The organism is Bacillus cereus group sp. N31 (assembly GCF_016483245.1).
In the GTDB taxonomy this organism is placed as follows: Bacteria; Bacillota; Bacilli; order Bacillales; family Bacillaceae_G; genus Bacillus_A; species Bacillus_A toyonensis.
In genome coordinates, this window is record NZ_JAEHCH010000013.1 from 136,856 (window position 1) to 157,918 (window position 21,063).

Genomic DNA, 21,063 nt, shown 5'->3' on the forward strand with positions numbered 1-21,063 from the left:
CCCCTTCACCTCTCTCTATTATTTTTTGGAAGGAAAAAGCGTAGGAAAATACCTACGCCTTTGCCCCTACTTCGTTAACATACGAGAAATTACGAGCCTTTGAATTTCTTGTGTTCCTTCATAAATCTGTGTAATCTTTGCATCTCGCATATAACGCTCTACTGGATAATCTTTCGTATAACCGTAACCACCAAATACTTGCACAGCTTCAGTCGTCACCTTCATCGCTGTATCACCTGCAAATACTTTTGACATCGCTGATTCTTTCCCATACGGAAGCCCTTCCGATTCAAGCCACGCAGCTTGATATGTTAAAAGGCGTGCAGCCTCTACATCCGTTGCCATATCCGCAAGTTTAAAACCAATCCCTTGCTGCGCCGCAATCGGCTTTCCAAATTGATGGCGCTCTCTTGCATATTCTACAGAAGCATCTAAAGCCCCTTGTGCAATACCAACTGCTTGTGCAGCAATACCGTTACGACCGCCATCTAACGTTTGCATTGCAATCTTAAATCCTTGCCCTTCTTCTCCTAGTAGATTTTCTACAGGAATACGGCAATCTTCAAACATAATTTCAGTCGTTGGCGAAGAGCGAATCCCTAGTTTACTTTCCTTCTTCCCAACCGAAAATCCTAGCGTGTCGCTTTCCACAATAAATGCGCTCGTGCCGCGCTGCTTCGATTCAGGATCTGTTAACGCAAAAACAACATAAATGTCAGCAATACCGCCATTTGTAATGAAAATTTTCGATCCATTTAATATGTAATGGTCTCCATCTCTTTTGGCGATTGTCTTCATTCCACCAGCATCTGATCCAGAACTCGGTTCCGTTAAACCGTATGCACCAATTTTCTTCCCTTCAGCCATCGGTCGCAAAAACTTTTGCTTTTGCTCCTCCGTTCCGAATTTAAAAATCGGCCACCCAGCAAGTGAAGTATGCGCGGACAGCGTTACACCTGTAGAAGCACAAACGCGTGATAATTCTTCGATCGCAATTACGTACGCTAAGTAATCGCTTCCAATTCCACCATACTCTTCAGGCCATGGAATACCTGTCAAACCAAGCTCCGCCATATGATCAAATAGCTCGCGGTCAAATCTCTCTTCCTCATCACGCTCAGCTGCCGTTGGTGCTACTTCGTTCTTAGCAAAATCCCGAACCATTTTTCTTATCATTTCATGTTCTTCTGATAATTTAAAATGCATTTCCGTCTCCCCCTCTTCCCTTTATAAAGCACGGCTAATAACAAGTTTTTGTATCTCACTCGTTCCTTCATAAATTTGCGTAATCTTCGCATCACGGAAAAATCTCTCTACCGGATAATCTTTCGTATAACCGTAACCGCCAAATACTTGTACCGCTTCAATTGCAACTTCAACTGCTGTCTTAGAAGCAAATAACTTCGCAATAGACGCTTCTTTACCGCATGGTAATCCTTGTGCTCTAAGCGATGCAGCCCTATATACAAGTAATCGCGCCGCCTCCACACTTGTCGCCATATCTGCAAGTTTGAAGCCAATCCCTTGCTGCGCCGCAATCGGCTTCCCGAATTGCTCTCGTTCCTTTGCATAATCTATCGCACATGCGAGCGCTGCTTCCGCGATCCCTAAAGCCTGCGCCCCGATTCCAATTCGTCCAACATCTAAATTCGCCATCGCTACCTTGAATCCTTGTCCCTCTTCACCGAGTAAATTCTCAGCCGGCACTATCATATCTTCGAACGTAAGTTGAACTGTACGAGAACCGAGAAGTCCCATCTTATGTTCATCTTTTCCGATAATTAAGCCTGGCGTATCTTTCTCTACAATAAATGCAGAAATACCACTTTTTCCTGCATCTGGATTTGTAGAAGCGAAAACGATGTATGTACTTGCTTCGCCGCCATTTGTAATAAATACTTTCGATCCATTAATGATGTAATTATCACCTTTCTTGACAGCTCGTGATTTCAAACTCCCTGCATCTGATCCAGCATTTGGCTCAGTTAAGGCGAATGCACCTAAATATTCACCAGCCGCAAGCTTAGAAACATATTTCTGCTTCTGCTCTTCTGTTCCAAAGTATAAAATCGGGTTCATTCCAACTGACGTATGTACAGCTAAAATTACACCAACCGTTGCGCTTACTTTTGAGATTTCCTCAATTGCTAAAATGTAAGAAATAAAATCCATTTCTGCGCCGCCGTATTTTGCAGGCGCCGGAATACCCATTAATCCAAGCTCACCCATCTTTTGCAAAATCTCTGTCGGGAACACCCCTTGTTCCATGCTAGGAACAAAGGGTGCTATTTCCTTCTGTGCAAAATCCCGGACCATTTTCCTCATCATCTGTTGCTCTTCATTAAAACGAAAGTTCATATACTCCGCCTCCATTTGCTATATATCTTTTAACAATTTGGTAAGACCACTACTCTATACAAGGAGGGATTTACTCATAAACGTAGAAACCACGGCCCGTTTTACGCCCTAACCATCCTGCATTTACGTACTTACGTAGTAATGGACATGGGCGATATTTACTATCTCCTAATCCTTCATGCAACACTTCCATAATGTATAAACACGTATCTAAACCGATAAAATCAGCGAGCGTTAAAGGGCCCATCGGATGATTCATGCCAAGTTTCATTACTTCATCAATCGCTTCTTTCGTCGCTACACCTTCATATAACGTATAGATTGCTTCGTTAATCATCGGTAATAAAATACGGTTCGATACAAACCCTGGGAAATCATTTACTTCAACTGGTACTTTCCCAATTTTCTTCGTAATATCTTCAATCGTTTCATATACCGCATCATCTGTAGCCAATCCACGAATAATTTCAACAAGCTTCATAACTGGAACTGGATTCATAAAGTGCATACCGATTACTTTTTCTGGGCGTTTCGTTACCGCTGCAATTTCAGTAATTGGAAGAGATGACGTATTCGTTGCTAAAATTGTATGATCTGGAGCAATTTCATCTAAATTCGCAAATATTTTCTTTTTAATATCCATTTTCTCAACAGCTGCTTCAATAACAAGATCAGCTTCTTTCACACAATCTAAATCAAGAGTTACTGTAAGACGATTTAACGTTTCCTCTTTCTCTTCTTCCTTCATGCGTCCTTTTTCTACTTGACGCACTAAGTTTTTCGTAATGATAGCTAACCCTCTATCTAATTGCTCTTGTTTTAAATCTTGAATCTTCACATCATATCCTGCCATTGCACATACTTGCGCAATTCCCGATCCCATTTGTCCCGCACCAATTACAACTATTTTTTGTACACCCATTCTTTCTTCCCCCTTAATATAAGTCTGTAATAAATGAATCGTTTTCTCGCCGTAAATTAATGAACCTCAATCATAACTGCATCACCTTGACCGCCACCGCTACAAATCGAAGCAATTCCAATTCCGCCGCCGCGCTGCTTCAGTGCATGGATAAGTGTAACGATAATACGCGCTCCGCTTGCTCCAATTGGGTGTCCCATTGCTACCGCGCCGCCATTTACATTCAATTTTTCTGGGTCAATACCTGCAATCTCTGTACTCGCAATTGCTACTGCCGCAAACGCTTCATTAATCTCGAATAAATCGATGTCTTCAATTGTCTTGCCGGTCTTTTTCAATAATTCGTTAATTGCATAACCTGGCGTTCTTGGGAAATCTTTTGATTCTACCGCGATTGCCGTATGTGCTAAAATCGTCGCCAAAGGCTTTCTTCCTTCTTGCTTCGCTCTGTCCTCGCTCATTAATACAAGTGCAGCACCGCCATCATTCAGTCCTGGAGCGTTACCAGCTGTTACTGACGATGTCTTATCAAATACAGGTTTTAATTTCGCTAACTTTTCAATTGTTGTATCTTCACGCGGCGCCTCATCTTTAGCAACAACAATAGGATCGCCTTTTCTTTGCGGAATTGTTACTGGTACAATTTCCTCTTCAAAGCGCCCTTCTTTATGCGCTGAAACCGCACGCTGATGACTACGATATGCCCATCCATCTTGGGCTTCGCGAGAGATTCCGTCTTCCTTCGCAACTTCGCCGCCATAAACGCCCATGTGTATGCCTGAAAATGCGCATGTTAAACCATCTGCAACATTTAAATCGATAACTTCGTTGTTACCCATTCTGTATCCCCATCTTGCACCTCGTAAAATGTAAGGACTGTTACTCATCGATTCCATTCCACCAGCTACAATAAGTGATTGATCACCAGTACGAATAATTTGATCTGCTAACGTAACCGCACGAAGTCCCGATGCACAAACTTTATTTACTGTTTCCGTCTGCACTTCCCAAGGGATTCCAGCAGCTCTCGCAGCTTGACGAGATGGAATTTGCCCCTGTCCACCTTGAATAACCGTTCCAAATATAACTTCTTCAACATCACTAGCAGAAACATCTGCTCTTTCAAGCGCTGCTTTAATTGCAATTCCTCCAAGTTCTGTTGCCTTCACATCTTTTAAAGATCCTCCAAATTTTCCAACCGGTGTTCTTGCAGCACTTAAAATAACTGTTTTATTCATGTTTCTTTCCCCCGTTTCTTTTTTAGTACCGAGCGCTCGCTCGGTATCCTTGCGTTGAGAAGAGGTGCAATAATTGCACCTCTTTCTAAAGTTGTATACATGCTTACAAACTACATTGCTTCTTTCTTCTGTCCGATAACAGATCGTTCTAAAATCTCTGTTACATCAAGTGTTTGAACTTTCTCTTCTACTTCCTTCGCTTTCGTCCCATCACTAATCATCGTTAAGCAATACGGACAACCTGTACCGATAATGGATGGTTGCACAGCTAGTGCTTGTTCTGTACGAGCAACGTTAATACGAGAACCCGTTGTCTCCTCCATCCACATTAAGCCACCACCTGCGCCACAGCACATTCCTGTTTCACGGTTACGTGCCATTTCTACAAGATTCACACCAGGAATTGCTTTCAAAATATCGCGCGGTGCTTCGTACACTTCGTTGTATCGTCCTAAATAACAGGAATCATGGTACGTAACTGTCTCCTCAATAGCGTGAACAGGTTTTAAGAGTCCTTCTTTCACCCACTGAGCTAACAATTCTGTATGATGATAGACTTCTGCTTGTAAGCCAAAGTCTGGATACTCATTTTTGAATGTATTATAAGCGTGAGGATCAATCGTAACGATTTTCTTCACTCCTGCTTTTTCAAATTCTTCGATATTCTTTGTTGCCATCTCTTGGAATACGAACTCATTTCCAAGGCGACGCGGTGTATCTCCAGAGTTCTTTTCTTTATTACCAAGAATCGCAAATGAGACGCCTGCTTCGTTCATTAACTTCGCAAACGATATCGCAATCTTCTGACTACGATTGTCGTATGATCCCATCGAACCAACCCAGAATAAATATTCGAACTCCTCGCCAGCTTTTGATTTTTCTTTTACAGTCGGAACTGTTACTTCATCATCACCTTGGCGCCATGTTTCACGCTCTTTACGGTTCAGACCCCATGGATTCCCTTGACGCTCGATATTCGTCATCGCACGCTGCGCTTCCGCATCCATCTTTCCTTCTGTTAAAACAAGATAGCGGCGTAAATCAATAATTTTGTCAACATGCTCATTCATAACCGGACACTGATCTTCACAGTTACGGCACGTTGTACAAGCCCAAATCTCTTCTTCTGTAATAACATCTCCAATTAAACTCGGATCGTAAGCTAGCGCTGTAGCTGCTGATTCTTGCTGCCCTTTTCCAGCTGCCATCATCGCTAATTGATTTCCTTGTGTATTATTAAAAGCAACTACTGGAACCCAAGGTGCTTTCGATGTTACCGCCGCTCCTTTATCAGTTAAATGATCACGAAGTTTTAAAATTAAATCCATCGGTGATAACATTTTTCCTGTTCCTGTTGCCGGACACATATTTGTACAGCGCCCACACTCTACGCAAGCGTATAAATCAATAAGCTGATTTTGTCTAAAGTCTTCAATTTTACCAACACCAAATGTTTCTTGCGTTTCATCTTCAAAATCAATCTTTTCAAGCTTCCCTGGATTTGAGAGACGACCGAAGAAAACGTTAGCTGGTCCAGCAATTAAATGTGCATGTTTTGATTGTGGAACATAGACTAAAAATGTTAACAAAATTAGTAGATGCACCCACCAAGAAAAATAGAACACTGAAATGGCTACGGTTTCATTTATTCCCGAGAAAACGTAAGCGATTGCAGAAGCGATCGGTTCACTCCATGAAAGTTCCTCGCCGTGCCATATAATTCCCATCCCATTACCAAGTAGTACAGAAATCATTAAACCACCGATAAAGATAAGAACAAGGCCTGATTTAAAATTACGTTTCAAACGAACTAGCTTCTCAACATAACGTCTATGAAAAGCCCAAAAGACTGCGATTAATATAACGAGTGTGACAATTTCCTGGAAGAATGTAAATGCAGGGTATAGTGGTCCAAGTGGAAGATGCGATCCTGGTGCGAGTCCTTTCCAAACGAAGTCAATTGCTCCAAATTGGACAAGAATAAATCCGTAAAAAAACATAACGTGAATAATGCCGCTCTTTTTATCTTTCAGCAGCTTTTTCTGACCGAAAACATTGACCTTAAGAAGATCCCAACGTTCTTTGAAGCGACGGTCAAATTCAATCTTTTTTCCTAATTGTATGTAGGCCATTCTCGTTCGTATAAGATATACAAACAAATATCCCGCATAAGCAATAACAGCAATGGCAGCCAGCCAATTAATGATCAGTAAGCTATTCATTTTTATGCTACCCCTCTCTTTGTAAGCCTTCTTTCTTTTTTAGAATCTTCAAAAACATATAATTTTCTGAATTTTATCCCCTACCTTCATTATATAATGAGTGAGCATTCAGTCAACAGTTTTTTGTTATACAACAACATATTTTTTAATAAACCTGTTTATTTGGGTGAAACTATAAAGTGAAACTTTAATCAGTGGGGACTGTCCATTCCACACTAAATATTAGTTAAACCAATCGGGCTTTTACGGGCAGTTGATTTCAACCTAGCTTCCTCGTATTCAGCGGATTTTGAGGCGATTGTCTTACTGCCCGTTAAAGCGGGATAAGATGAAATTTTAATGAACAAACCGTGCTATCTTCTAGTTAAATTTTTGGTAGCATTCTTACTCCCCTTATCATTTGTAACACACTGAAGGTGAAAAGAATGCAAAGGAGGGACTTCACTCATGTTCTATTTCTCTCTCTTATTCATATGCGTTACTCTTTGGATCACAATTGACCTTTCATATGGGAGACTTCTTCATTTAAAACGTGTGCGTTCCCGTACTTTCCCTTTACGTCAAAGTGATTTTCACCTTTATACATATGGGAAAGATTTATACGATGCTTTATTTACTGATATAAAACAAGCCCAGCACCACATTCACGTTTTATTCTTCATTGTAAAAAATGATAAGATCAGTCGTGAATTTTTAAAGTTACTTATTGATAAGGCAAAAGAAGGCATTGAAGTAAGACTGTTACTTGATCGATTTGGTAGCCATTATTTATCAAATGAAGCAATTCGTTCCCTACAAAAACATGGTGTCTCTTTTTCTTTTTGTCATAAAGTCAAATTCCCTTTCCCTTTCTTTTCTGCCAATCAACGCAATCATAGAAAAATTACAGTGATTGACGGGAAAATTAGTTATATTGGGGGATTTAATATCGGCGAGGAATATTTGGGACATAATGAGCAATTAGGATTATGGCGAGACTATCATTTACGTCTTACAGGAGAAGGCGTTCAGGATTTACAAAAACAATTTTTACATGACTGGTTGGATGATACGAACCAAAATTTATTGGATGCTCCTCTTTATTTTCCGAAACAGGAACCTGGTACCATCCTACATCAATTCATTCCAACCGATGGTGCCTATTTACAACATACCTTTTTACATTTAATTAAAAGTTCGAAAAAGGAACTTTTTATCGGTACACCATATTTCATTCCTGGCAAAAAAATTATGAACGCTCTATTAAAAGCACGAGAAAGAGGGGTCCAAATAACAATTCTCGTTCCAGAAAAGGCTGATCATGCCCTCGTTCGAGAAGCGAAATTCCCGTACTGCCGAAAGTTAATACGGGCTGGTTGCAATATTTACGCATTTCAACAAGGTTTTTTTCACGCTAAAGTTATTATAGTGGACGATGATATTTGCGATGTTGGAACTGCAAACTTTGATATGAGAAGTTTATATAGTAACCATGAAATCAACTGCCTCTTATACGATAGGCACTTCATACAGGTGGTAAAAAATAAATTCCATGAAGATTTAAAAAATGCGTCATTACTTTCCTATGACGATGTTAGCCCGCTTTCCCTTATAGATAGAGGAAAGGAATGGATAGGAACGATACTTGCTTTCTTCTTATAAGAAAGGTGATGAATAAAAGAGGTGTATTCCTTATGATTATGCGGTTTGGATACGTCTCACATGCAATGGCATTGTGGGACTGTTCTCCTGCTAAAACGATGACATTTACAACTTTTAAAAAACTCAATAAACAAGAGCGAGAGGATAAACTGTACGATGTTACAAGGCAAAATTTAGAACATACAATACGTATCCTTCATTACAATATCGCACATGAAATCCCATTATATCGTCTTTCTTCTTCCATCGTTCCACTTGCAACACACCCTGAAGTTGAATTTGATTATATTGGAGCATTCATGCCGCTTTGGCGTAAAATAGGGTCGTTAATTCAAGAGCACAATTTACGAGTAAGTTTTCACCCAAATCAATTTACATTATTCACAAGCGATAAGCCGCATATTACAACTAATGCAGTTACGGATATGACCTATCATTATAAAGTATTACATGCGATAGGAATTGCAGATTCTTCTTACATTAACATTCATGTAGGTGGTGCCTACGGAAATAAAGAAGCAGCAGTTGGACGCTTCCATGAAAACATAAAAAAACTTCCTGCACATATAAAAAAACAAATGACTCTAGAAAATGATGATAAAACATATACAACTGCTGAAACTTTATCAATTTGCCAAAAAGAAAAGATCCCTTTCGTATTTGATTATCATCATCACATGGCTAATCTTTGCGAAGAATCACTAGAAGAATTACTTCCTGCAATTTTTGAAACTTGGTCACATACAAATATCCCACCTAAAGTTCATATTTCCTCTCCTAAATCAGAAAAAGAATTTAGAGCTCATGCAGATTATATTAATTTAGAATTTATTAAGCCCTTTTTACACATTGCAAAAAAAATTAATTATAATTTTGATATTATGATTGAAAGTAAACAGAAAGATTTAGCAATGTTACAATTAATAAGTGAGCTTTCTTCTATAAAAGGAATCAAAAGAATAAATGGCGCAACATTACAATGGTAAATTGTCATGTTGCGTTGTTTTTTTCAAAAAGTAATTCTTATAGTAAAAAAGTTCCTATTTTATATGATATTATTTAAATTAGCATTTTCATCCTGCGATTCAACTTTATTGAAACGGAGTCATCATATGATTAATCAAAAAAAATATGTACAATTTGTCATGATGTATATAATTGTATTTTCTCTTTGGATATTCCTTATTCCAAATGAGTGGAACATAAAAGAAATTGGAATCCTTTTCTTATTTTGTTTTGCCGCAATCTTTTCTTGTTATTGTTCCTATAAAGCAATAAAAAAAATGAAGCGTGGTGATAAATTATTTTGGGTGTTATTATTATGTACTTGCCTATGTGGATTGGCTATGGAGATAACTTTATTCCTTCATTCACTTTCTATATGCGATCAAGTCCTATTCTCTTATGAGGCACTACCTTTTTTCATCATACAATATATTTTACTCTTTTCTGGATTTGCTATAAAGTTCATAAAACATTACTCTATTAGAGGCCTTGCTCAATTTTCATTCGATAGTATCTTTATCGTTATTATGAATATTTATTTTACCTTAACCTTTATTTTAGATCTTTCAAGCTTTCATACGTTAACAAAGGATACGTGGGTTTTAATTGGATATTTTATTGCACAATCATTAGTCATTTACGCCGTTATTAGCCTATATAGAAGAGAACAATATTCTTCTAGTAGAATTTCATTAATTATTGGCTTTACTATCATTCTTGTATACGGATATATACAGCTATTCCAGTTAAACACAGGAATAAAAACTTCTGCTGAATTCTCTTATTTAATACATACTGCTTCGATTTTATTAATTGGTTTATCGTCCATACTATACATTTTAGATAAGCCAATGCAACATGAAACAAAAACGAAATATTATCGATTTGATTATGTACGCTTTATATTGCCTTATTTTAGTATAATCATTACTTTTTCCTTTATTATCATTCAGCCTTGGGATGATAAATTCATGTTAATTGGTCTTGTATTATCACTTATTTTATTATTCTTGCGACAACTTTACATGTGGAAAGATAATAAAGTCTTAATTGATACATATGAACAGCTGACTACACAACTAGAAGATGAAGTTGAAGAAGGTGCTTCTGCGTTATCAAAAAGTGAACAACGTTATAAATCTTTATTTGAAGATCATCCTGATGCCGTTTTCTCTTTAAATATGCATGGTATTTTTCAGCAATCTAACACAGCTTGTGAAAGCTTATTTACTGCTTACTATTGTGAAGTAGCAAGCTATTCCCTTCTGCACTTTATTGATCCAAAAGATCATGACTTACTAAAAAGAGCATTACAAATAACAAAAGAAGGTAGACCACAAACTTTAGAGGTTCGTACGAAAGAACAAGAAGGCTATTACTATTACCTTCACATTACACTCATACCTACTTTTATAAATAAAGAAGTTGTTGGGATGTTTGGGATAGCGCGTGATATTACAACTTTATATGAAAAACAAAAACAAGTAGAACATTTGGCATTTCATGATGCACTTACTGGATTACCAAATCGCCGCAAATTCGAAAAAGATTTAAAGACTATTTTAAATACAGCTCAAACTAGCGCAAATGATGTTGCCGTCATGTTTCTTGATTTAGATCGATTTAAAAAAATTAACGATCGACTCGGTCATGATGTCGGAGACTTATTACTAATTGAAGTAGCAAAAAGGTTACGCGGATGTTTGCGTTCAAAAGATATCGTTGCCCGCCAAGGCGGAGATGAGTTTACAATTCTATTACCAGATATGTACTCAGAAAAAAGTGCGGCTTTTATAGCTGAACAGATTTTAACTATTTTAAACAAACCATTCTTCATTAAAGATGAAGAACTATCTGTTACACCGAGTATCGGCATTGCAATGTATCCTGATTACGGAACCGATGTAACTGAATTAATGAAAAATGCCGATTTAGCTATGTATCGTGCGAAAGCAAATGGAAAAAACAGATTTGTTTTCTTCTCGAAAGAAATGAGTATTGCACAAAATGAGATTGAGTTCTTAGAAGGTGAACTTTCAAAAGCATTACAACAAAATGAATTTTTCCTTGAATACCAACCACAAGTAAGCACAAAAACAAAACAAATTATCGGTTTTGAAGCGTTAATTCGTTGGAAACATCCAAAACTCGGTATCGTATCTCCTGCCCAATTTATTCCTCTAGCAGAGGAAACAGGATTTATTATTGAACTTGGAAATTGGATTTTACGTACTGCCTGCTCAGAAGCAAAAAGATGGCATAATCAAGGTTTTTCTCACTTAAAAGTTGGTGTGAATTTATCTGTTGTTCAATTTAACCATACAGATTTAATCCCAACTATTTCAAAGGTGTTGAAAGAAACAGAACTAAAACCGGAAGCACTAGATATTGAAATTACAGAAAGTATCGCTATTAACCAAAATCAATCTGTAGTTGCAAAGCTAGAGCAGCTTCAAAATCTCGGTATTCAAATTTCAATAGATGACTTTGGAACTGGTTATAGTTCTTTAGCTTATTTAACAAAATACCCAATCAACACATTAAAAATTGCTCGAGAATTTATTTGTGGAATTACAACAAGTCCTTTAGAGGAAGCAATTATCTCTTCCATTATTACACTATCAAAAGAATTAAATTTAGAAGTTATTGCAGAAGGTGTAGAAACAGAAGAACAATGGAAATTTCTTTATGAACAAAACTGTGACCACATTCAAGGATTCTTTATTAGCAAACCTGTTTCTAGTAAAGACGTTTGGATGTTACTCCATAAAAAAACAACCGCCTAAGTAAGACGGTTGTTTTTTAGTACTCATAAGGTACCTCTTGAGCTAATTGTACCTCTTGATCATTATGAGAAATTATTTGGCTTTTCTCTAATGCTATATCTCCTAATGAAATACCCCATGCCATCGCTAACGTTAATAGACTACCAATAAGCAGTTTCTTCATATTCCATCACCTGCATTTTTTCTTTAAATATACCATGAAAATTTATCCACATTTTATGCAATTATGCATATTTGTTTTTTAGGTCTTTTTTATTTTTTCATTTTTTTCATAAGTGATTCTTTTAATGCGTGGTTTCCTAACATATCAAAAAAGAAGCATGCTTTTTCGTAAGCATCTTCAATTTCTGCTCTATCAGACCCTAGCTTTGCTAGGCATTCACCTTTTCGAAAGTATAGCTGTCCAATCAATGTCATACTATTAATTTGACACGATAGTTCAATAGCTTTATTTGCGTGGCAAAGCGCTTCTTCGTATTGATTATCTGAGTATAATGCTTTTGCATGATTATGTCTCACCTTTACATCAAATTCTTTATTATCATGCAATGTCTCTAACTGTTTTAATATATTTTCAAATAACTCAATAGCCTTCTTCAAATAGCCATTTTCAGCATAAATGTTTGCAATTGCATTTTCAATATAAAGATTCTGATATACATCTATTCCTGCCAATTGTTGATTGAGCAATTTCTTTAATTCTAAAATACAATATTCGTAATCAATTTTTTTCAATACGTAAGCTGCTACATGATATTGCCATTGAAGAAATTGCTGAAGCTCGGGATGATATTCTTCCTTTTTCAGTTCATTCCATACCCTATTATAAATTTCTTTATATTTTTTTTGCTTACAAAGCATAATAATTCGATCTTTTAACTGCTTATTCCTCTCAATATCAGAATAAATGAGTACCTCATAAAAATGAATAATGGGAACTTGTAATTTTGCTGCTATACCTTGCAATATATCCATACTTGGGTATACCGCACCCGATTCAATTCTACTCACTTCTGATTGATGACATATGTTCTCGGATAACTGTTTTTGTGTTAATCCTCTCATCACCCTAATTTTCTTAATTTCAATTCCTAATTTTTCTGCGTGCATACTTACTCACCATCCCATTATAACAATCTAATTTTTTGAGTTGTCATACCACTACAATAATGTGAATTCGACAATTTTTGATATGAAATAATGCATAATATATATAAAATCTGGCAAATGTTTCATACAATTCATCTCACATACAATAGATTAGGAGTGTTATAGATGAATTATAGAAAACTTGCTAGTGCATTCGTTACATTCGGTCTCCTTTGTCCTTTATCCACAGAAGCTATTCATGCCCAAGAATTAAACAAAAATGAAGTGAAAGTTGAAATTGCTCAGCCTGGTTTAACAATCGGAAAATTAACAGAACCTCAAAATGATACGAAAGAGAATATTGCTAAAAAATATTTAAAAGGTGAGGTAAACGGGGCTAAAGCTCAACAAGAGCAAGTTACAACTGAAAAAAATGTTGATTTTCAACCTACAAATAAAGAAACAAAAGAAAATCAAACCGAAGTTCGCCTTGCACAAACTTACAAAAAATATAAAGTATATGGCCAAGATCTTATTGTAAACGTAGATAAAAATGGAGTAATTACAACTGTTAGTGGTAAAGTTGTCCAAAATTTAGACCAACAACCTAATCTTACTATAACAAATTTTTTGTCGAAAAATGAAGTAAAATCTAAATTACGCGATATACTTCAAATTCCAAACGATGCGACTGAGACAGAATTCTCCAACGAAACCGTTGTTTATAAGAAAAAAGATGGATATTACACATTTGCAACTGTTATTACCTTTACTTACGAAAATAATGAACAAATTATAAACGGTAATGCAATCCTTGATTTAAAAACTGGCGAGGTACTTTTCCAAGAAAAATTCATTAAAAATAAAGAGAATAAAACTATAAATCAAGTAACATCACCTAGACTATCCCCCACAAGTGAGCAAGGAACCGGGAAAAATGCACTTCAAGAAAACATCTCTTTCAATATCGCCAAAGGGACTGACGGAAAATTTTATTTAGCTGATCTATCACGCGGAACTGGCATATATATTTATAATGCAAACTATGCGGACTCTCTCGGCGGATATAGTCAAGCTGGTTATCCAGGGACACTAGTTTCAAGTAGCACTCCTAACTTTGCAGATAAAGAAGCAGCGGGTGCTATGAAGAATATGAGTGATATTTATGACTACTTCAAAAAAGAACATAATCTAAAAAGTTACGATAATAAAGATTCAAAAGTTGTTGCTAGTGTACACGGTTTTGATTCTACTGAAGTTAGTGATGGTGTAAAAGAAGATTATGTAAATGCATTTTGGCACCCTGCTTGGAATCAAATGGTATTTGGTGATGGTTTAAACGGAAAGCTCACTTCAGCCCTTGATGTAACAGCCCATGAATTTGGACATGCTGTATTCAGCGGTACGACAAAGAATAAAATTGTGAGATATCCAAGCGCTGAAACATCTGCGTTAAACGAGGGACTAGCAGATTTCTGGGGCACACAAATCGAATATTATGTAAAGAAAGATAAGGGAAACTGGATTATGGGCGATACACTAGGTGGCCTAACAATCCGTGACATCCCGGGAGAAATTGGTGACGGTGGTCATAAATTATATACAAACTTACAAGATTTTTATAACGATGGAAATAATCAAGAGTCTCACGTAAATTCTGGTATCATCAGCCACGTATTATATCAATTAGCTGAAGGTAAAACATATAACAATGTTGCTGTTCAAAAACAAGGCAACGAAAAAGTAAGTAAAGTTGTTATGCGCACATTGCAAAATTACGCAACTTCAGCTGAAGATTTTGAATCACTCCAATCCCACATCGTACAAGCTGCAAAAGATTTATACGGAAATGCCGTATCAAATGAATTTGCAAAAGCATTTGAAGCACATGGTTATAAACCATTACAAAAAATAAATAGAGTAATAGAAGTATAATAATAAAAAAGAAGTTTACCGTTCGTAGGTAAACTTCTTTTCATATCCATCCCTTTTCTTCCGCAATTGTAATTGCCTCAATTCTATTTTTCGCGTCGAGCTTCGTTAACACTTCAGAAATATAATTACGTACTGTGCCCGGTGAAAGATAAAGTGTTTTCGCAATTTCATTTGCAGTCTTTCCTTCTTTAGCAAGTAACAATACTTCTTTTTCACGATCTGACAACGGATTTTGCTCCTGCCATAAACCAAACATTAAATCTTGAGAAACCTCTCGTTTTCCCTTCATTACATTACGAATCGCTGCGGCTAAATCTTCACTTGGGCTATCTTTTAACAAATATCCGTGCACACCAGCTTTCATTGCTCGTTCAAAATAACCAGGTCTTGCAAATGTTGTTAAAATCATTACTTTGCATGATGATTTTTCTTTCTTTAAAGTCTCAGCGACATCCAATCCACTTTGAATCGGCATTTCAATATCCATAATACTTACATCTGGCTTTAACGATTCAATTAATTTTAACGCCTCTTCTCCGTTCGCAGCTTGCCCAATCACTTCCATATCATCTTCTAAATCAAGTAGGGCTCCTAATGCACCACGAAGCATCCGTTGATCTTCCGCAATAATAATTCGAATCATACCCTCACCTCATCTTTTCCTGTTCTAATGACCACTGGTACTTTTACTGTTAATAGCGTCCCTGAATGTATCGTATTTAGTTCAACAAATCCATCAATAAGAGCAATTCGTTCTTTCATACCGCGAATACCATTTCCATCATTGTTTTGATCCTCTAAACCAATTCCGTTATCTTCTACTTTCAAAATCAGTTCACCTTGTGATTCTAATACAGAAACAGTACACTGCGTCGCCTTACTATGTTTTACAACATTCGTCACAGCCTCACGTAAACACATTCCTAAAATATTTTGTTCAATCGGTGATAACGAACTTGCACTCGCTTCTTGTTCTATTTCTAATTCAATATTAGCAGCTTGTAAGATCGCTTTTATTTGCTCAAGCTCTTCTTCTACTGTAATCATGCGCATATCAGAAATTAATTCCCTCAGCTGTTTTAAAGCGGTACGAGATGTTTGTGTAATTTCCTTTGCTTCCACACTTGCACGCTCTGGATTTTTTACGATTAACTTCTCAACAAGCTGGCTTTTTAACGTAATAAGAGATAACGTATGACCTAACGTGTCATGAAGATCCCGTGCAATTCGCTGCCGTTCTTCACGTTTTACTAAATCTTTAATTTGCTCATTCGCTTCGTTTAATTGGTTCTTTAACATCTTTTTCTGATTAAAATTACGCATACCAAATGGCGTAAGAAGCATTAAAATAAACATCGGAACGATATTTACTAAATTTGCCGGTGTTAGTTGATTCATATTTACAAATACAAATGCTCCGAGCATTACAACTAACAGACATAGTAGCACTCGAAATACTTTCTTACTTGGCGCAAAGCCCATCGCACTTGCCGTGAAAAAGCCAAAGAATATCATGAAAGGATTATAAAATATGGCAAATAAAAAGGTTAATATCATTTGAATAAATGCCCACAAAACGAACGTCTTCTGAACAAAATAAAGTTGACGGTATGTGATAATGAAGACTATCAACATACCGATCCCCATTACAAGTTTCCATCCTGATACTTGTGTTAAATTATAAATTGGAAATAACAAATATACGAGCCACATATACGGAAAAAATCCCATATGTTTCGGAAAAACCTCAATCCTCTTCTCTATCATTTATACCGCTTCCTGTCTTTTTCTTATATATATTGATACTACAACAAATATAAGGAAATAACCTCCTAGTACCGCGATATTTTCCCATCCAATTGATTTTCCAGCTACAATATCCCATGCACCGCTTCCAAAATGATATGTCGGTGTCCATTCACCAATCGTTCTTAATATTTTCGGGAATACTTCAATCGGCATCCATAACCCGCCAATTACAGCTAAACTCATATTTAAAATATTTGCTAGGCCAGCAGCTGCGTCTGCCTTCTTAATGGAACCTATTACTGTTCCTAACGCTAAAAATGGTGTCACACCTAACAATAACCATAATCCAGCACCAATCCATTGTCCTACCGTTAACTCAACATGATTAATTAATATCCCTGCCATAAAAATAACTAAGATTGAAAAAGCATTTACTACTGTTTGAGCGATAATTTTTGCTGTTAAATACGCCCCTTCAGGAAGCGGTGTAATTTTTAGAAGATGTGTCCAACCTTGCCCTCTTTCCTGAGAAAGTCTCACACCAAAACTAAAAAGTGCAGTCCCTACAATACTAAAAGTCGCCATAGAAATTAAATAATGTGCTTTCCACGCATCTCCGTTTTGTGGCACTTGCACAACATTTGTGAAAATGTAGTAAAACATAACTGGCATTAATAATGAGAAAAAGATAAATAATTTATTACGAAACGTACGTAAAATTTCTATTTTGCATTGCATCCATAAAGCTTTCATGCAATTTCCCCCTTTTGATTTGCGACAAACTGTTCAAATGCTTCATCGAGACTTCCACGTTCAACAGAAACATTTGTTACAGGTAGATTCTTCTGATAAATTGCTTGTAGAGTGGCATCTGTATCTTCCGTCGTTAAAGTGAAGCGCCCTTCATTTGACTGTACTTCTGTTACATGCGGTAATTCCTTTAGTAAACTCTTAGGGATTTTTTCTTTCGAATAAAACGAGATCGTTTTTCGAGAAATCGTCGCTTTCATTTCATCTGGTGTGCCATCTGCGATAATCTTTCCGTTCGCAAACAATAAAATACGATTCGCCAACGCATCTGCTTCCTCTAAATAATGTGTTGTTAAAATAATCGTTTTCCCTTCACTTGCTAACGTTTTAATCGTTTCCCAAAACGTTCTTCGAGACGTAATATCCATTCCAACTGTCGGCTCATCTAAAAATAACAAATCTGGATTTCCAGCAAGTGCGAGTGCAAAATTTAATCTTCTTTTTTGCCCACCTGATAACTTTTCACATCTTTGCTTTCGCTCTGATTCCAAATTTGATAACTGTAGTAATGTTTCTTTCGCTACCGGGTTTGTATAATAACTGCGGAATAGCTCAATTGCCTCTTCCACTGTAATGCTATCAATCACACTTACTTCTTGTAACATTGCACCAAGGCTATTACGAACGCCTCTATGCTTTGGACTCTTTCCAAATATAGAAACTGTCCCTTCTGTAGGATCTTTTAATCCAAGCATCATCGAAATCATCGTCGTCTTCCCCGCACCATTTGGTCCAAGTAATGCTACTATTTCCCCTTTATCCACGTGAAATGAAACGTTACTTACTGCGTTTTTATGTTTAAATGTTTTAGTAACACCATTTATCTCAATAACCTTTTCCATCTCTCCACCCCCGCTGTTTCTTATATTTACATTGTATTCCTTGGAAAAGTTAGGAAACAGTATGATGCGTCATGACATCGATATGACAATTGTCATGTATTCTTTGTATGAGTAATCAACCCGCATACCGCAAGCGAGTAGCAGGACGAAAATAAACATGATACAATCGGGTAAGATATATATTCGAGGAAGGACAGTGGTTTTCATGATTATTCGTAATGAACAGGATTTAGAAAGCTTACGAAAAATCGGCCGCATCGTTGCGCTTGCACGTGAAGAAATGAAAAAAGAAGCGAAGCCAGGTATGACAACGAAAGAGCTTGATTTGATCGGTAAAAAAGTATTAGATGAGCATGGTGCTATTTCTGCACCTGAAAAAGAATATGATTTCCCTGGTGTAACTTGCATTAGTGTAAATGAAGAAGTTGCTCACGGCATTCCAGGAGATCGTGTATTAAAAGAAGGCGACTTAGTAAACGTCGACGTATCTGCCGCACTTGATGGTTATTATGCAGATACGGGTATCTCATTTGTACTTGGGAAAGACGAAGAAAAAGAAAAACTTTGCCAAGCAGCTGTTGACGCATTTTGGGCAGCAATGAAAAAAGTTAAAGCTGGTTCAAAACAAAATCAGATTGGTCGTGCGGTTTCAAACTTCGCACATAAAAGTGGATACAATGTTATTCAAAACTTAACTGGTCATGGTATCGGTCTTAGTTTACACGAAGCACCAAACCACATTTTAAGCTATTATGATCCAATGGATAGTGCACTTCTAAAAGACGGTCTTGTTATCGCTGTAGAGCCATTTATCTCTATGAAAGCTGATCATATTATCGAGCGCGGTGATGACGGTTGGACATTCGTTACTCCTGACAAAAGCCTTGTTGCACAATGTGAACATACAGTTGTCGTAACACGTGGTGAGCCGATAATTTTAACAGAAATATAATACGAAAAAACGACTGTTTTGTAGATTGATTCTACATAAAACAGTCGTTTTTTCGTTTTTGGAAAATATATGAAATGTTATTGAACTCTTTATCATTTAAGTATATAATCTTTAGCGGAGGTTATTTAGGCTTATCTTTACTAAAAAGATATTGTCACTAAGAAGTAACGTACCTTCCTTTTTATTGTTTGAAACAGTTTCAAAAATGACCGTAGTAACGGATTAGTCGAATATTCTGTAATTCTTATATTCCTCTAACAATGTAAGAAATAATCGTATTTCCACTTCGGTCCACTAATCGTAAAACTCTCTTTAGACAAAATAGATGACTATTTTCAAAGTACATATTTTCTTCATTCTGACCAAAATCAACCCTATCTAGATTTTTATTTCCACATAACCTTAAGGCAAAAACAAGCCTTCACAAAGGGATACATTACTTTGGTTAGCATGTATCGTAAAACTTACCTTTATAACCATTCTTTTTATTAGATTTACATGAAAACTCTCACCTATAAAGGTCTGATATCATTTTTATATCAGTATTTTTTTCGACATTTTTTGTCGAATTGTGTATATTTCCATATAAATGTGTAAATATACATTTTGTTTTACGTTAAATAACACTACATTGAATATCATCTTTTTTGTCGGAGAACGCGTATAGAAATGGAGGGATAGCAAAAACAAATCGCTTATAACAAATACTTTTAATATTCCATTTGTTCATGTGGAATAAGTCCCCAATGGACAAAGGAATGTTCAGAGGAGGAACAATGAAAAAACTTTTCAATATATGTTTAACTGTATTCGTACTATTTTCGCAGCTTGCTAGTTTTCCATACAATCAAGTACGAGCGGAAACCTTAACAGGAGATTCATTATTTGACACTGTTGAAATGAAAGATGCAACTAATCATATTATTGACGAAGCAAAAAATCCTAACAACTTAATAAAGATAGGATCGACTATTCAAGTTGAATACGCTTGGTCAATAAAAGATCAACAAGTTGTACATGCAAACGATACCGCAGTACTTCAAATACCACTTGCATTAAAAGTATCTAAAGATTCGCAAGGGAATTTAGTAGCAGATCAAAAAAATATTGGTCAATATTTTATAACAGCTAAAGATAATAAATTAAAACTAATATTTAATGATCAAGTAGAAACTTCAAAAGGTGCTAAAGGAAAAATTAAACTTGATACTGTATTTAATCCAACTTTAAAAACTGGAGAAAAATCAGTTCAAATCGCTTTTCCTCTAGGAACAATGCTTCATCCTATTTCAGTTCCTGTTCAAGTAGAAGATTCTAAAGAAGATGTAACCAAACAGGATACTAATAAACAAGCGCAAGATCCAGTAGCTAAACCTGTTACTGATAATCCGGAGAAAAATCCAGCAACTAAACCTGTTACTGACAATCCGGAACAAAATCAAGCAGCTAAACCTGATACTGACAAAACTGAAAAAAAAAAAGCACCAAAACCTGGAACTCACAAAACGTAACAA

15 protein-coding genes and 2 pseudogenes are annotated in these 21,063 nt (G+C 36.5%); 6 read left to right on the top strand and 11 right to left on the bottom strand.

What is annotated here, in order from left to right; all coding sequences use genetic code 11:
* Positions 1–66: 66 nt before the first annotated feature.
* The 5 genes and pseudogenes from acdA to JDS81_RS17260 all read right to left on the bottom strand — a co-directional run bounded on the left by acdA (position 67) and on the right by JDS81_RS17260 (position 6,740).
* Entirely contained in the window at positions 67–1,206 is a 1,140-nt protein-coding gene (gene acdA, locus JDS81_RS17240) for an acyl-CoA dehydrogenase AcdA (protein WP_000545536.1), read from the bottom strand.
* Between the two features lie 21 nt (positions 1,207–1,227).
* Complete coding sequence (locus JDS81_RS17245; protein WP_001011192.1) at positions 1,228–2,358, bottom strand: acyl-CoA dehydrogenase; 1,131 nt, start codon at positions 2,356–2,358, stop codon at positions 1,228–1,230.
* Positions 2,359–2,428: 70 nt separating this feature from the next.
* Positions 2,429–3,280: a 3-hydroxybutyryl-CoA dehydrogenase gene (locus tag JDS81_RS17250; RefSeq protein WP_000538854.1), complete on the bottom strand. Its 852-nt coding sequence runs from the start codon at positions 3,278–3,280 to the stop codon at positions 2,429–2,431.
* 56 nt (positions 3,281–3,336) lie between these two features.
* Positions 3,337–4,619 (bottom strand): annotated as a pseudogene (locus JDS81_RS17255) (acetyl-CoA C-acetyltransferase).
* Between the two features lie 9 nt (positions 4,620–4,628).
* Complete coding sequence (locus tag JDS81_RS17260) at positions 4,629–6,740, bottom strand: (Fe-S)-binding protein (protein WP_001086767.1); 2,112 nt, start codon at positions 6,738–6,740, stop codon at positions 4,629–4,631.
* Positions 6,741–7,187: 447 nt separating this feature from the next.
* On the opposite strand from JDS81_RS17260, the gene cls reads away from it, so the two are divergent.
* The 3 genes from cls to JDS81_RS17275 all read left to right on the top strand — a co-directional run bounded on the left by cls (position 7,188) and on the right by JDS81_RS17275 (position 12,172).
* Positions 7,188–8,381, top strand: a complete 1,194-nt coding sequence (gene cls, locus JDS81_RS17265) for a cardiolipin synthase (RefSeq protein ID WP_097954088.1) — start codon at positions 7,188–7,190, stop codon at positions 8,379–8,381.
* Between the two features lie 32 nt (positions 8,382–8,413).
* Positions 8,414–9,367: a UV DNA damage repair endonuclease UvsE gene (gene uvsE, locus JDS81_RS17270; protein ID WP_140154198.1), complete on the top strand. Its 954-nt coding sequence runs from the start codon at positions 8,414–8,416 to the stop codon at positions 9,365–9,367.
* Positions 9,368–9,493: 126 nt separating this feature from the next.
* Complete coding sequence (locus JDS81_RS17275; RefSeq protein WP_000609942.1) at positions 9,494–12,172, top strand: DUF4084 domain-containing protein; 2,679 nt, start codon at positions 9,494–9,496, stop codon at positions 12,170–12,172.
* 16 nt (positions 12,173–12,188) lie between these two features.
* Here JDS81_RS17275 and papR read toward each other — a convergent pair whose 3' ends face one another.
* On the bottom strand, positions 12,189–12,335 hold the full coding sequence (papR, locus tag JDS81_RS17280; protein WP_000734723.1) for a quorum-sensing peptide PapR: 147 nt from the start codon (positions 12,333–12,335) through the stop codon (positions 12,189–12,191).
* 89 nt (positions 12,336–12,424) lie between these two features.
* Positions 12,425–13,282: a helix-turn-helix domain-containing protein gene (locus JDS81_RS17285; RefSeq protein WP_000542898.1), complete on the bottom strand. Its 858-nt coding sequence runs from the start codon at positions 13,280–13,282 to the stop codon at positions 12,425–12,427.
* A gap of 165 nt (positions 13,283–13,447) precedes the next feature.
* On the opposite strand from JDS81_RS17285, the gene JDS81_RS17290 reads away from it, so the two are divergent.
* Positions 13,448–15,196, top strand: a complete 1,749-nt coding sequence (locus JDS81_RS17290; RefSeq protein WP_097954087.1) for a M4 family metallopeptidase — start codon at positions 13,448–13,450, stop codon at positions 15,194–15,196.
* Between the two features lie 40 nt (positions 15,197–15,236).
* On the opposite strand, the gene JDS81_RS17295 is transcribed toward JDS81_RS17290, so the two are convergent.
* The 4 genes from JDS81_RS17295 to JDS81_RS17310 are packed head-to-tail and all read right to left on the bottom strand — an operon-like array spanning position 15,237 to position 18,597.
* Complete coding sequence (locus JDS81_RS17295) at positions 15,237–15,839, bottom strand: response regulator transcription factor (RefSeq protein WP_000619274.1); 603 nt, start codon at positions 15,837–15,839, stop codon at positions 15,237–15,239.
* On the bottom strand, positions 15,836–16,963 hold the full coding sequence (locus JDS81_RS17300; protein ID WP_097954086.1) for a sensor histidine kinase: 1,128 nt from the start codon (positions 16,961–16,963) through the stop codon (positions 15,836–15,838). The genes JDS81_RS17295 and JDS81_RS17300 overlap by 4 nt, the downstream gene beginning before the upstream one ends.
* Complete coding sequence (locus JDS81_RS17305) at positions 16,964–17,698, bottom strand: ABC transporter permease (RefSeq protein ID WP_000646291.1); 735 nt, start codon at positions 17,696–17,698, stop codon at positions 16,964–16,966.
* Positions 17,695–18,597 carry an ABC transporter ATP-binding protein gene (locus JDS81_RS17310; RefSeq protein ID WP_097879101.1) on the bottom strand — a complete coding sequence of 301 codons (903 nt, stop codon included), beginning with the start codon at positions 18,595–18,597 and terminating at the stop codon, positions 17,695–17,697. The genes JDS81_RS17305 and JDS81_RS17310 overlap by 4 nt, the downstream gene beginning before the upstream one ends.
* 157 nt (positions 18,598–18,754) lie before the next feature.
* Between JDS81_RS17310 and map the strand changes: the two genes are divergently transcribed.
* Together map and JDS81_RS17320 are read left to right on the top strand one after the other, a co-directional pair.
* Positions 18,755–19,549, top strand: coding sequence for a type I methionyl aminopeptidase (gene map / locus JDS81_RS17315; RefSeq protein ID WP_002106654.1), 795 nt, complete (start codon positions 18,755–18,757; stop codon positions 19,547–19,549).
* A gap of 776 nt (positions 19,550–20,325) precedes the next feature.
* Positions 20,326–21,048: pseudogene (locus JDS81_RS17320) on the top strand (Ig-like domain-containing protein); the annotation flags it as partial.
* Between the last annotated feature and the right edge of the window lie 15 nt (positions 21,049–21,063).